Consider the following 12,139-nt stretch of genomic DNA (forward strand, 5'->3'; position numbering starts at 1 on the left):
GATGGAAACGTTCGATTATGTGATCATCGGCGCAGGCTCCGCCGGGAGCGTGCTGACCAACCGCTTGAGTGAAGACGCAGGCACCAAGGTGTGCGTGCTCGAGGCGGGGCCGAGCGACTGGCATCCCTACATCCATCTGCCGGCCGGCTTCATCAAGACCTTCCATATGAAGAGCGTGAACTGGGCCTATCAGCAGGAGGTGGGTCCCTACACCGGCGGGCGCAGCATCTATGCGCCGCGCGGCAAGACGCTCGGCGGCTCGTCCTCGATCAACGGCCACATTTATAATCGCGGCCAGCGCCAGGATTTCGACACCTGGGCGCAGCTCGGCAATCGCGGCTGGGGCTATCCTGACGTGCTGCCCTATTTCCGGCGCATGGAGAGGCGGATCGGCGAGGGCGACGACACCTATCGCGGCCGCGACGGCAACCTCACCGTCACCACCATGGACTGGCAGGATCCACTCTGCGAGGCCTTCATGGCAGGCGCGGTCAGCCTCGGCATTCCGCGCAATCCTGATTACAACGGCCAGATACAGGAAGGCGTGTCGTACTGCCAGCGCACCATCCGAAACGGCCGCCGGGTCAGCGCCGCGACCGCGTTCCTGCATCCGGCGCGGCGGCGGCCCAATGTCGATGTGCGCACGCATGCGCATGTCACCGGCATCATCTTCGAGGGCAAGCGCGCGGTCGGCGTGCGCTACAACCGCGGCGGCAAGCACGGCGATCCCCTGGAGATCCGCGTCACCAAGGAGGTCATCCTCTCCGGCGGCGCCTACAACTCGCCGCAGCTGTTGCAGCTCTCCGGCGTCGGCGCGCCTGAGCTGTTGCAGGCGCACGGCATCGAGGTGCGCCACGCGCTGCCGGGCGTCGGCGAAGGTTTGCAGGATCATTACGCGCCGCGCTCGGTGGCGCGGGTCAAGAACATCAGGACCATCAACGAGCTTCGCCGCGGCTTCAGCCTGTGGGGCGAGGCGATCAAATGGGCGACGACGCGGCGCGGCCTGCTGTCGCTGTCGCCTACCATGGTCTACTGTTTCTGGCATTCCGGCGAGACCACCGAGAGCTCCGATCTGCAGCTCACCTTCACGCCGGCGAGCTACAAGGAAGGCGTGCAGGGCCAGCTCGAGGACGAGCCCGGCATGACGGTGGCGTCATGGCAGCAGCGGCCGGAGAGCCGCGGCTATGTCCGGATCCGCTCCGCCGATCCGTTCGCGCCGCCGATCATCCAGACCAACTACCTCGCCGAGGAGATCGACCGCCGCGTCGTCGTCGCCGGCATGAAGCTGGCGCGCCGGCTGCTCGCCTCCGAGCCGCTCAGTCCGTATTACGCCTATGAGGACTTTCCGGGCCCGAAGGTCACGAGCGACGACGAACTGCTCGCGGCCGCGACCGAGCGCGGCACCACCACCTTCCATCCCGGCTGCACCTGCCGGATGGGACCGGCGGACGCGCCGTGGGCGGTGGTCGACGACCAGCTTCGGGTCCATGGCATGGAGGGCCTGCGCGTGATCGACGCCTCGATCATGCCGCGGATGATCTCAGCCAATCTCAACGCCTCGACCTTGATGATCGCCGACAAGGCCTCCGACATGATCCGCGGCAAGGCACCCGAGGCGGCTGCGAAGCTGCCGGAGTATGCGTGACGGAATAGAGGCGTACGCGATGTTGCTTTTTGATCAGCGCGCTGTGTCTAACACCGTCATGCTGAGGAGGCCGCGAAGCGGCCGTCTCGAAGCACGACGGCCCGAGTGGGGCCGTGCATCCTTCGAGACGCGCTACGCGCTCCTCAGGATGACGGGACTAATATCAGGAGCTCAGCCGTAGACGAACGCCTTGTCCTTGAGGTCGATCGCCGGGAATTCGTCCTTCTCGGCCCAGTAATCCTGGTTGTGCTGCCACTCCGGCTTGTCGCCGCGCTTCGGCAAGAGGTGCATGCCGCGCATCATGTAGCCGGGGTTGAAGTTCTCCGGATCGATCCACGGCAGCAGCGGCATGTTGTGGTCTTCGGGGCGCAGTTCCGGCGTCACCTTGTTCGCGCCGGTCGCCTTCATGTGCTGCAGCAGGCGGCAGACGAAGTCGCCGACCAGATCGACGCGCAAGGTCCAGCTGGCGCGGAAATAGCCGAACACCCAGACGAGGTTCGGCACGCCGGTGAACATCATGCCGCGATAGGTCACGGTATCGGCGAAGTCGAGCGGCTTGCCGTCGATCTCGAAGTCGATGCCGCCGTTGGCGGAGAGGTGGAAGCCGGTCGCGGTGATAATGATGTCGGCCTCGAGCTGCTTGCCGGACTTGAGCAGGATGCCCGTCTCGGTGAAGCGGTCGATCTCGTCGGTGACGACCGACGCCTTGCCGCCCTTGATGGCGTGGAACAGGTCGGCATCCGGCACGAAGGCGATGCGCTGCCGCCACGGCCGGTAGCTCGGCGTGAAGTGGGTGGCAATGTCGTAGTCCTTGCCGAGGACGGCTTCGACCGCCGCCAGCAGGTCCTTCTTGGCGCCCTCGGGCTCGGCGAAGGTCCGCCTGGTGAAGGCGTCCTGCTCGAACAGTATCTTGCGGCGGGTGATCTCGTGGATCCAGTGCTCGTCGACCTGCAGCCTGCGCAGCTCCTCGGCGATCTCGATGGCGTTGCGGCCGGTGCGGAAATAGGTCGGCGAACGCTGCAGCATGGTGACATGGCCGGCATCCTTGGCCATCGCCGGGATCAGGGTCGCGGCGGTGGCGCCGGAGCCGATCACGACCACGCGCTTGCCCTTGTAGTCGAGGTCGTCGGGCCAGGTCTGCGGATGCACGACGGTGCCCTTGAACTTCGCCATGTCGGTCCATTCGGGCGTATAGCCCGCGTCGTGGCGATAATAACCCTGGCACATCCAGAAGAAGTTGGTGGTGAAGCGCAGCCGCTCGCCGGTGTCGATGCGCGTCGCATCGATGGTCCAGAGATTGGTTTCGTTCGACCACTTCGCCGCGGTGATGGTGTGGCGATAGCGGATGTGACGGGCGATGTCGTTCTCCTCGATCACCTCGCCCATGTACTTCAGGATCTCGGCCGCGGTCGCGATCGGCGCGCTGGTCCACGGCTTGAAGCGATAGCCGAAGGTGTGCAGGTCGCTGTCGGAGCGGATGCCGGGATAGCGGTGGGTGGACCAGGTACCGCCAAAAGTCTTCTGCGTCTCCAGCACCACGAAGCTGGTGCCGGGGCATTGCGTGGTGAGGTGGTAGGCGGCGCCGACGCCGGAGATGCCGGCGCCTGCGATCAGGACGTCGAAGTGCTCTGTCGTGACGGGCTCGGCGGCCCGGATCTGGGTTTGGACGTTCATCTTCCCTGGTCTTCTTGCTTGTTGGCTTGTTTGTTGAGCTGCAGAAGCAAAACGCCGGAGCCATCGCCCCGGCGTTTGCCGATATCGGAACTAGACTTCGCGGCGGCTGAGGAAAGCCAGCCGCTCGAACAGGTGCACGTCCTGCTCGTTCTTGAGCAGCGCGCCATGCAGCGGCGGGATCAGCTTGCGCGGATCGCGCTCGCGCAGCATCTCGGGGGTGATGTCCTCGTTCAACAGCAGCTTGAGCCAGTCGAGCAGTTCCGAGGTCGAGGGCTTCTTCTTCAGGCCCGGCACCTCGCGGACTTCGAAGAAGATCCGCAGCGCCTCTTCCACCAGGCGCTTCTTGATACCGGGGAAATGCACGTCGACGATCTTGCCCATCGTCTCGTTGTCGGGGAACTTGATGTAGTGGAAGAAGCAGCGGCGCAGGAAGGCGTCCGGCAGTTCCTTCTCGTTGTTCGACGTGATCATCACGATCGGGCGCAGCTTCGCCTTGATGGTCTCGCCGGTCTCGTAGACGTGGAATTCCATGCGGTCGAGTTCGAGCAGCAGATCGTTGGGGAATTCGATGTCGGCCTTGTCGATCTCGTCGATCAGCAGCACCGGGCGCTTCTCGTTGGTGAAGGCCTCCCACAGCTTGCCGCGCTTGATGTAGTTCTTGATGTCGGACACGCGGGCGTCGCCGAGCTGGCTGTCGCGCAGTCGCGAGACGGCATCGTATTCGTAGAGGCCCTGCTGCGCCTTGGTGGTCGACTTGATGTGCCAGGTCAAAAGCGGCGCGTCGATCGCCTTGGCGACTTCCTCGGCCAGTACGGTCTTGCCGGTGCCGGGCTCGCCCTTCACCAGCAGCGGGCGCTCGAGCACGATGGCGGCATTGACAGCGACCTTGAGGTCATCGGTGGCGACGTAGTCCTTGGTACCCGTGAATTTCATCTATCTGTTTGCCTTGCTTCGTTCGTCGGCGGCCCGGGCCCCCACACGAAACGACCGCTCTCGCAGCGGTCGCATGTCCTCTCCGATATCTTGTCCGGTACAATTCTAATTGAAAAAGCCGGGCGGTCTAGCGCGGATTCCGCAGCGCAGCGGTACCGATGTGGGCTTCCGCATGGAATGTCATGCATCATCTTTCCGCTCTGCGGAATGATCGCCGGCGTGGCGCGACCTTGCCGCGATGGCGCGGGCGCCGCCACGGACCGACGGCGGCGGAGGTAACCCGGTGAAAGTGGATGGCTGATCTCGGGATGAAGCACGGCCGGGGGCCCTTGACGCCACCGGCCCAGCGGGCGATCTAGGTGGGTATGTTCCTGCAGTTTTTCACATCGCTGCGCGACGCCCAGGTCCCCGTGACGCTACGGGAATATCTGACCTTGATGGAAGCGCTTGACGCCGATCTCGCCGAGCAGACGGTCGAGAACTTCTACTATTTGTCGCGCGCCGCGCTGGTGAAGGACGAGCGCAATCTCGACAAGTTCGACCGCGTGTTCGGCACCGTGTTCAAGGGGCTCGAGAGCCTGCTCGACGCCATGGGCAAGGCGGAGATCCCCGAGGAGTGGCTGAAGAAGCTCGCCGAGAAATATCTCACCGAGGAAGAGAAGAAGCAGATCGAGGCCATGGGCTGGGACAAGCTCATGGAGACCCTGAAGAAGCGGCTCGAGGAACAGAAGGGCCGCCACCAGGGCGGCAGCAAGTGGATCGGCACCGCCGGCACCTCGCCGTTCGGCGCCCATGGCTATAATCCCGAGGGCGTCCGCATTGGGCAGGAGAAGAACCGCAACAACCGCGCCGTGAAGGTATGGGACAAGCGCGAGTTCAAGGATCTCGACGGTAATGTCGAGCTCGGCATCCGCAACATCAAGGTGGCGCTGCGGCGGCTGCGCAAGTTCGCGCGTACCGGCGCGCCAGATGAGCTCGACCTCGACACCACGATCAAGGAGACCGCCAACCACGGCTATCTCGACGTGCACATGCGCCCCGAGCGGCGCAACGCGGTCAAGGTGCTGGTGTTCTTCGATATCGGCGGCTCGATGGATTCGCATATCGAGCAGGTCGAGGAACTGTTCTCGGCCGCCAAGAGCGAATTCAAGCACATGGAGTATTTCTACTTCCACAACTGCCTCTATGAAGGCGTCTGGAAGCAGAACAAGCGGCGCTTCACCGATCGCACGCCGACCTGGGACGTGCTGCACAAATATCCGCACGACTACAAGGTGGTGTTCGTGGGCGACGCCTCGATGTCGCCTTACGAGATCATGGTTCCCGGCGGCTCGGTCGAGCATGTCAATGAAGAGGCCGGCTCGGTCTGGCTCGATCGCATCATCCGCACCTATCCGCACGCGGTGTGGCTCAATCCGGTGGCGCAGAAGCACTGGGACTATTCGGAATCGACCACCATCATCCGCCGCCTGTTCTCCGAACGCATGTATCCGATCACGATCGAAGGTCTGGAGAACGCGATGCGGGAGTTGGTGCGGTAACCAATCCCGTCATTCCGGACGGTCCATGGGATCGATCCGGAATCTCGAGTTGATGAAATTCGATCGTCATTCCGGGTTCGATGCTGCCGCATCGCCCCAGAATGACGATCAAGAAAAGCCAGGGAGAGCCCCATGCCCCAGAACATCCACCGCGGCATCAAGGTGATGATCGACGAGGCCAATGCCGAGATCGAGACCATCAGCGCGGCCGACGCGATCACGCTGATCGGCAAGAACGACGTCGTCATCGTCGACATCCGCGATCCCCGCGAGATCGAGCGCGACGGCAAGATCCCCGGCGCGTTCTCCTGCACCCGCGGCATGCTGGAGTTCTGGATCGATCCGAATAGCCCCTATGCCAAGCCGATCTTCCAGGAAGACAAGAAGTTCATCTTCCACTGCGCCGGCGGCCTGCGCTCGGCGCTCGCCGCCAAGACCGCAAAGGACATGGGCCTGAAGCCGGTCGCGCATATGGGCGGCGGCTTTGCCGCCTGGCGCGAGGCCGGCGGGCCGATCGAGGCGTGGGAGCCGAAGAAAAAGGGCTAGGCAGGATGTCACACGCGGGCTTGACCCGCGTGTCCATCGCTTCAAGGCAAGATGGATTGCCGGATCAAGTCCGGCAATGACGATGGAGAAACACGCAAGATGACGATGACCGACGATCCGCTCGTTTCGACCGAATGGCTGGCTGCGCATCTCGGCGATGCCAACGTCAAGGTGCTCGACGCGACCTTCAAGCTGCCCGGCGTGCTGCCATTGCCGAAGGACGATTATCTCGCCGCGCATCTGCCGGGTGCTGTGTTCTTCGATGTCGACGCGGTGTCCGACCATGCCAATCCGCTGCCGCACATGTTTCCGAGCGCCGAGCAGTTCGGCCGCGACATCGGCGTGCTTGGCATCGGCAATGCCGACACCGTGGTGATCTACGATTCCGGCGGCTGGGTCGCGGCGCCGCGCGCCTGGTGGATGTTCCTGTCCTATGGCCATCGCAACGTGCGCATTCTCAACGGCGGCCTGAAGAAGTGGCGCGCCGAGGGCAGGGCGGTCGAGAGCGGCGAGGTGAAGCCGAAGCCTGCGACCTTCAAGGCGAGCTACGATCCGCAGCGCGTGCGCAGCATCGAGCAGATGATCGCCAATGTCGAAAGCCGTGCCGAGCAGGTGATCGATGCGCGCGCCGCCGACCGCTTCGAAGGCCGCGCGCCGGAGCCGCGTCCGGGCATCCGCGCCGGCCACATCCCAGGCGCCCGCAACGTGCCCTACAACCAATTGTTCGATGCCGCGACCGGCGAGATGAAGCCGCTCGATGACCTGCGCAAGTCGTTCGCGGGCGCCGGCGTGAAGCTCGATGCGCCCATCGTCACGAGCTGCGGCTCCGGCGTCTCGGCCGGCGTGCTGACGCTTGCGCTCTACCGGCTCGGCGTCACCGAGAGCGCGCTCTATGACGGCTCGTGGTCGGAATGGGGGCAGGCGAGCGGCCCGCCGATCGCGACGGGACCGGCCTGACAGGTCGTTCCTGCTTGCTAGCGCCGGGTGAGCGGCACCAGGGTCGGCTGGCCGAACGGATCGAGCTGCTGCTGCTGAACGACCTGCCGAACCGGCGGCGCGCGGACAATCCGCCGCCGCTCCTTGCGATGTGCCGGCTTGCTGACCGCGCTGCGCTCCGGCTTCTTCGCCTCAGCGGCCTTCGGCGCTACCGGCACTTCGACAACAACTTCGGGCCCACCCAGCGTTGCGATCTTGGTCGCGGCCGCGATCGCCTCGGGTGATGGCGGCGGGGCGGGCTCCGGCGCTGCCATTGCGGGTGCCGGCGGCGGAAGCGCGGGCTCGCTGGGGGCAGGCGGATCGGCGACGGCGGCGACCTTGGCCTCCGTAGCTGCCGGTGCGGCTTCGGCGGCAGCGGGCGTCGGCTCCCATGCCGCCGAGGGATCTGCGGTCGGAGTCTGAGCCGCAGTGTCGGCGGATTGGGCCGGCGCCGGGGTCTCCGTGGCTTGGGCCTCCGGCTTCGGCGGAGCGGGTGGGACCGGATCATCCGCCGTCACGGCGGCGACCTTCTCCGGCTCGGCTGCAGGGGCGGCGATCTCAGCGGGAGCGGCCGGTTGTTCGGACGCGGCCGGCTCGGACGGGGCTGCCGGCGTATCGGTCGTCACCTTGTCGGCGGCGGGCGGATCGACCCGCACCATGGCAAGCACCGGCGGGGTCTCGGGCTGCTGCGCGAATTGCGGCTCGGGCGGCGGCGCCCGGCGGGCCGGAATGCTGGCGAACTCTTCATGCGCCGCGCGAAACAGCGCGGCTGCCCCTAACCCGAACACCAGAAGCGAAGTCGCCAGCACGATCGCGGCGAACAGAAAACGAAGGCCGGGGAGCATGGGCGCGGGTTCCCCCTTCTGCGGGAGGGTCTTCGATGTCGAGGGAACGCGGTGACCACACAAGAAAGCCGGCGTCGCGAGCGCGAATCAGGCCGATTCGAAGATATCGCAACGTCCCGGGACTGTTTGTTACAAAATGCGGGTGATTGATGACTTTGGCCACGTGGACAAACATTCCCGACCCGTGAGACATCTTTGCCGCAGCGTTGACGCGAAATCACAAAAGGCCCGGAATAGCCCGGGTTTCGCGGATTTGTCTTGAATGCGCCGCTATCTTCCTGCATTGGGCCGTTAACAGTCCGGTGTGGCTTGGGGACTATAACAGAGCAATGATGATCAACCGCATTCTGACGATTTGCGCTGCCGCGGCTCTCGGCGTGGCAGGAACCCCGCTTGCGCATGCGCAGCAGGGTTATCCGGCGCCCCAAGGCACCGCCTATTCGACGGCGCCCCAGCCCTACCCCCAGGGCAGCATGCCGGATTTCGACGCACTCAATGACGATGACGGGCAGGATTCGGCTGCATTGCCGCCGCCCGGCCCGGTGCTGTCGCCGAACGACCCGCGCTATGGCCGTCCGGCGAATGCGCCCGCCTATTCCGATCGTGGCGCGCCGACCGGCCCAGTGATGTCGCCGGACGATCCGCGCTATGGCCGCCCGATGAATGCTCCTCCGGTCTATTCCGACCGTGGCGCGCCGACTGGGCCGGTGATGTCGCCCGATGATCCCCGCTATGGCCGTCCGATGGGGCCGCCGCCGGTGATCTACGGCGATCGTCCGGGTGCGCAACAAGCCAATCGCGACAATGGCGTTCCGGCCGCCGGTGTTTCCTACGGCGACGACCGCGGCGGCATGCGTCCGCCCGAGGGCGTTACCGGAGCCGTGCCGCAGCAGCAGGCGCCGGTCGATGCCAACGGCAAGCCGGTGCAGATCGCGGCGCTGCCGCCGGACGAGCAGCCAGAAGACGCCCCGGCGCAACTGCCGCCGAATCTGCGTCGCCAGGAAGTGTCGTTCGCGACCAAGGAGCCGGCAGGCACGATCGTTGTCGATACGTCGAACACCTACCTCTATTACATCCTGGGCAACGGCCGGGCGATCCGTTACGGCGTCCGTGTCGGCCGCGACGGCTTCACCTGGACCGGCGTGCAGAAGATCACCCGTAAGGCCGAGTGGCCGGATTGGCATCCGCCGACCGAGATGATCGAGCGTCAGCCCTATCTGCCGCGCTTCATGGCCGGCGGACCCGGCAACCCGCTCGGCGCCCGCGCGATGTATCTCGGCTCGACCGTGTACCGTATTCACGGCACCAACCAGCCGTCGACCATCGGCAAGTTCGTCTCGTCGGGCTGCATCGGCATGCTGAACGAGGACGTCTCCGACCTGTTCGAGCGTGCCAAGGTCGGCACCCGCGTGGTTGTGCTGCCCGGTGGTCCGCCGCCGGGAACGGCGACGGCTTCTGCCGCGCCCGCGAACCCGATGGCTCCCTCTGCGGCCCAGGCTCAGGCGGCCGCGCCGCTGCCCGGCACGCAGCCGACCACGGTGCAGCCGCTGCCCGCACCGGTGACGGTGCGCTAGGCCAACCGGCAAGTTCATCATTGAAAAAGGCGCGCGAACAGCGCGCCTTTTTTTGTTGCAACAAGCCGCGCATTTCGACGTTGCAGCTTGGGAAGCAATGCGATGCAGGACGTCTGCGAGACCTATCCGCCGCTGAATGCGCCAAAGCCTGTCGCCGATGACGTATGGATGATCGATGGTCCGATCATCCGGTTCGGTCCGCGCTGGTTCAAGATGCCGTTTCCAATGCGCGCGACGATCGTTCGTCTGCCGGGTGGGCGGCTGTTCATTCACTCGCCGACACCATTGCTGGCCGAGCTCAAGGCCGCAATCGTTGAGCTGGGCGTACCGCGCTGGATCATCGGTCCGAACCGTCTGCATTACTGGTGGATTCCGCAATGGAATGCTGCCTATCCCGACGCGCGCATCTTCCTTGCGCCCGGGATCAAGCAACAGGCGGACAATCGGCTGACCTTCGAAGCCGAGCCACTGGAACGATCATCCGGCTATCCCTGGGATGAGTGGATCGCGACGCTGCCGGTGGCAGGCAGCTACATGACGGAGGTCGTGTTCTTCCATCTGCCGTCGCGGACATTGCTGCTGACGGACCTGATCGAGAATTTTGAGGCCGGACGAGTCCGCTCGCCGTTGATGCGGTTCCTGATCTGGCTCGGCGGCGTGCGCGATCCCGACGGCAGCACGCCAACCGATCTGCGCTCGACCTTCCTGCAGGACAGGGACGCGATGAAGGCCGCCGTCGACCGCATGATCGAATGGGATCCGGAGCGGATCATTCTCGCCCACGTGGTACGACCGGGACGGCCGCGCCGAGCTCGAACGCGCGTTCCGCTGGCTCGGCTAGCCGCAGTGAATGCCGCTGTCAGGCCAGGCGCCGCGGCGGCTCGTTGCCCTTGGTGAAGGCATCGATGCACTCGACCATCTGCTGATAATGCGCCTGCAGGCTCTCGCGCGTCGCGTAGCCGAGATGCGGCGTGATCACGACGTTGTCGAGCTTGCGCAGCGGGTGATCCGACGGCAGCGGCTCGACCGAGAACACGTCGATGCCGGCGCCGGCGATCGTCTTGTCACGCAGCGCCGCGAACAGGGCGTCCTCATCGACGATCGGCCCGCGCGCGGTGTTGACGAGATAGGCCGACGGCTTCATGCGGGCGAGATCGGCGGCGCCGACCAGTCCGCGCGAGCGCGGGCTCAGCACGACATGGATGGTGATGATGTCTGATGTCGCGAACAGCTCGTCCTTGCTGGCATAGGCGACGCCGGCCTCCTTGCACTTCTCCGGCGTCAGATTGGGACTCCAGGCGATGACGTTCATGCCGAACACCTTGGCCATGCCGGCGACCTTGCTGCCGAGCTTGCCGAGGCCGATGATGCCGAGCGTCTTGCCCTCGATCTCGGTACCGGCAAAGGTCTGCCAGGCCTCGCCGGCGTGCATGCGCGCATTCTCGCGGCCGATGCCGCGCGTCAGTTCCAGGATCAGGCCCATGGTCAGCGGCGCGGTGGGATCGCGGCTATATTGGGTGCCGCACAACACCACCTTGCGGTTCTTGGCGGCCTCCATGTCGATCGCCGCGTTGCGCATGCCTGACGTGATCAGGAACTGCAGCCTGGGCAGCGCGTCGAGCAGGCTCTTCGGGAACGGGGTGCGCTCGCGCATCGCGCAGATGATCTCGAAATCCTTCAGCTTCGTCGCCGCTTCCGCCTCGCTCGCGAACGGCTTGTCGAACACGGTGACGTCGACCCGGTCCTTGACCTTCGGCCAGTCGGCCACCGAAAGCGCGATGTCAAAATAGTCGTCGAGGATTGCACAGCGGAGCCGCGTCATCGGGGAGGTCCATTCAGGGTGAGGACGACGGCGGGAGATCAACCGTCGGGATACCCGTCATGGTCGCGCGCAATCGGCAGGCGCGCAAGCGGCCGCGGTTTCAAAAAGCGGCGATTGTCACACGCGCGGCGACGGCTTCTTCGTGGCGCGGATATCGGCGAGCATCGAGCGGACCGCCGGCGACAGCGCCATCTGCTTGGCACGGCAGGCCGGACCCGGGCCGCGCATATAGTGCAGTTCCGGCCGGTAGGGATTGAAAGCCTTGGCGACGAAGGCGCGCCAAAAGGCGCGGAATTCGGCGAACAGCGTCGCCTCGCCTTTGGTCGTCGGGCGCGGAAGGGGTGCTGAAATGATGGTAGCCATGACGTGGCCTCAACTGTTTTGGCCGCGGTTCTGCCGCGAAAATCGCCGTTTTTCGACGTTGAGAACGAGTTTTGGCCTGATTTATTAAAAGATGGTTTCAATTGTCGTGATTCGGCGCACACATGACGTCGAACCCGTAATCATCCGTGGTGAAGCCGCGAAACGTGGTGAACGGACGGAAAACAGAGGTCCCGCGGTTGCGCTTTCGGGGGCCGGCCGTT

11 protein-coding genes are annotated in these 12,139 nt (G+C 65.0%); 6 read left to right on the top strand and 5 right to left on the bottom strand.

The annotated features are described in order from the left end of the window. Window position 1: 1 nt before the first annotated feature. Window positions 2-1,645, top strand: coding sequence for a GMC family oxidoreductase (locus tag J2R80_RS15575; RefSeq protein ID WP_057019123.1), 1,644 nt, complete (start codon window positions 2-4; stop codon window positions 1,643-1,645). 171 nt (window positions 1,646-1,816) lie between these two features. Here J2R80_RS15575 and J2R80_RS15580 read toward each other — a convergent pair whose 3' ends face one another. Further along, window positions 1,817-3,319, bottom strand: a complete 1,503-nt coding sequence (locus J2R80_RS15580; RefSeq protein ID WP_057019124.1) for an NAD(P)/FAD-dependent oxidoreductase — start codon at window positions 3,317-3,319, stop codon at window positions 1,817-1,819. Between the two features lie 90 nt (window positions 3,320-3,409). Continuing rightward, window positions 3,410-4,252 (bottom strand): MoxR family ATPase, encoded by an 843-nt coding sequence (locus J2R80_RS15585; protein ID WP_016847781.1) that lies wholly within the window; start codon window positions 4,250-4,252, stop codon window positions 3,410-3,412. A 365-nt stretch (window positions 4,253-4,617) separates the two neighbouring features. Here J2R80_RS15585 and J2R80_RS15590 point away from each other — a divergent pair, with 365 nt between their 5' ends. The 3 genes from J2R80_RS15590 to sseA all read left to right on the top strand — a co-directional run bounded on the left by J2R80_RS15590 (window position 4,618) and on the right by sseA (window position 7,296). Further along, a complete protein-coding gene (locus J2R80_RS15590) occupies window positions 4,618-5,793 on the top strand; it encodes a VWA domain-containing protein (RefSeq protein WP_016847779.1) in 1,176 nt (391 codons plus the stop codon). 132 nt (window positions 5,794-5,925) lie between these two features. Continuing rightward, on the top strand, window positions 5,926-6,339 hold the full coding sequence (locus J2R80_RS15595) for a rhodanese-like domain-containing protein (protein WP_016847778.1): 414 nt from the start codon (window positions 5,926-5,928) through the stop codon (window positions 6,337-6,339). 99 nt (window positions 6,340-6,438) lie between these two features. Next, window positions 6,439-7,296: a 3-mercaptopyruvate sulfurtransferase gene (gene sseA, locus J2R80_RS15600; protein ID WP_141342587.1), complete on the top strand. Its 858-nt coding sequence runs from the start codon at window positions 6,439-6,441 to the stop codon at window positions 7,294-7,296. 17 nt (window positions 7,297-7,313) lie between these two features. Here the strand turns inward: sseA and J2R80_RS15605 are convergent, their stop codons facing one another. Continuing rightward, window positions 7,314-8,159, bottom strand: coding sequence for a hypothetical protein (locus J2R80_RS15605; RefSeq protein WP_253638819.1), 846 nt, complete (start codon window positions 8,157-8,159; stop codon window positions 7,314-7,316). A 329-nt stretch (window positions 8,160-8,488) separates the two neighbouring features. On the opposite strand from J2R80_RS15605, the gene J2R80_RS15610 reads away from it, so the two are divergent. Together J2R80_RS15610 and J2R80_RS15615 are read left to right on the top strand one after the other, a co-directional pair. Continuing rightward, window positions 8,489-9,733 carry a L,D-transpeptidase gene (locus J2R80_RS15610; RefSeq protein ID WP_253638820.1) on the top strand — a complete coding sequence of 415 codons (1,245 nt, stop codon included), beginning with the start codon at window positions 8,489-8,491 and terminating at the stop codon, window positions 9,731-9,733. Window positions 9,734-9,835: 102 nt separating this feature from the next. After that, a complete protein-coding gene (locus J2R80_RS15615; RefSeq protein ID WP_309143758.1) occupies window positions 9,836-10,630 on the top strand; it encodes a DUF4336 domain-containing protein in 795 nt (264 codons plus the stop codon). On the opposite strand, the gene J2R80_RS15620 is transcribed toward J2R80_RS15615, so the two are convergent. Beyond that, a complete protein-coding gene (locus J2R80_RS15620; RefSeq protein ID WP_253638821.1) occupies window positions 10,593-11,555 on the bottom strand; it encodes a D-2-hydroxyacid dehydrogenase family protein in 963 nt (320 codons plus the stop codon). The two genes, J2R80_RS15615 and J2R80_RS15620, sit on opposite strands and share 38 nt — an antisense overlap. Window positions 11,556-11,672: 117 nt before the next feature. Then, window positions 11,673-11,918, bottom strand: a complete 246-nt coding sequence (locus J2R80_RS15625; protein WP_057019128.1) for a hypothetical protein — start codon at window positions 11,916-11,918, stop codon at window positions 11,673-11,675. Window positions 11,919-12,139: the final 221 nt, after the last annotated feature.

It is taken from the genome of Bradyrhizobium sp. USDA 4541 (assembly GCF_024171085.1).
Classification (GTDB): Bacteria; Pseudomonadota; Alphaproteobacteria; order Rhizobiales; family Xanthobacteraceae; genus Bradyrhizobium; species Bradyrhizobium australafricanum.

Coding starts and splice junctions, on each gene's coding strand:
- J2R80_RS15595 (WP_016847778.1), top strand. CDS start 5,926: ATGCCCCAGAACATCCACCGCGGCATCAAGGTGATGATCGACGAGGCC.
- J2R80_RS15575 (WP_057019123.1), top strand. CDS start 2: ATGGAAACGTTCGATTATGTGATCATCGGCGCAGGCTCCGCCGGGAGC.
- J2R80_RS15585 (WP_016847781.1), bottom strand. CDS start 4,252: ATGAAATTCACGGGTACCAAGGACTACGTCGCCACCGATGACCTCAAG.
- J2R80_RS15590 (WP_016847779.1), top strand. CDS start 4,618: ATGTTCCTGCAGTTTTTCACATCGCTGCGCGACGCCCAGGTCCCCGTG.
- J2R80_RS15610 (WP_253638820.1), top strand. CDS start 8,489: ATGATGATCAACCGCATTCTGACGATTTGCGCTGCCGCGGCTCTCGGC.
- J2R80_RS15605 (WP_253638819.1), bottom strand. CDS start 8,159: ATGCTCCCCGGCCTTCGTTTTCTGTTCGCCGCGATCGTGCTGGCGACT.
- J2R80_RS15615 (WP_309143758.1), top strand. CDS start 9,836: ATGCAGGACGTCTGCGAGACCTATCCGCCGCTGAATGCGCCAAAGCCT.
- J2R80_RS15580 (WP_057019124.1), bottom strand. CDS start 3,319: ATGAACGTCCAAACCCAGATCCGGGCCGCCGAGCCCGTCACGACAGAG.
- sseA (WP_141342587.1), top strand. CDS start 6,439: ATGACGATGACCGACGATCCGCTCGTTTCGACCGAATGGCTGGCTGCG.
- J2R80_RS15625 (WP_057019128.1), bottom strand. CDS start 11,918: ATGGCTACCATCATTTCAGCACCCCTTCCGCGCCCGACGACCAAAGGC.
- J2R80_RS15620 (WP_253638821.1), bottom strand. CDS start 11,555: ATGACGCGGCTCCGCTGTGCAATCCTCGACGACTATTTTGACATCGCG.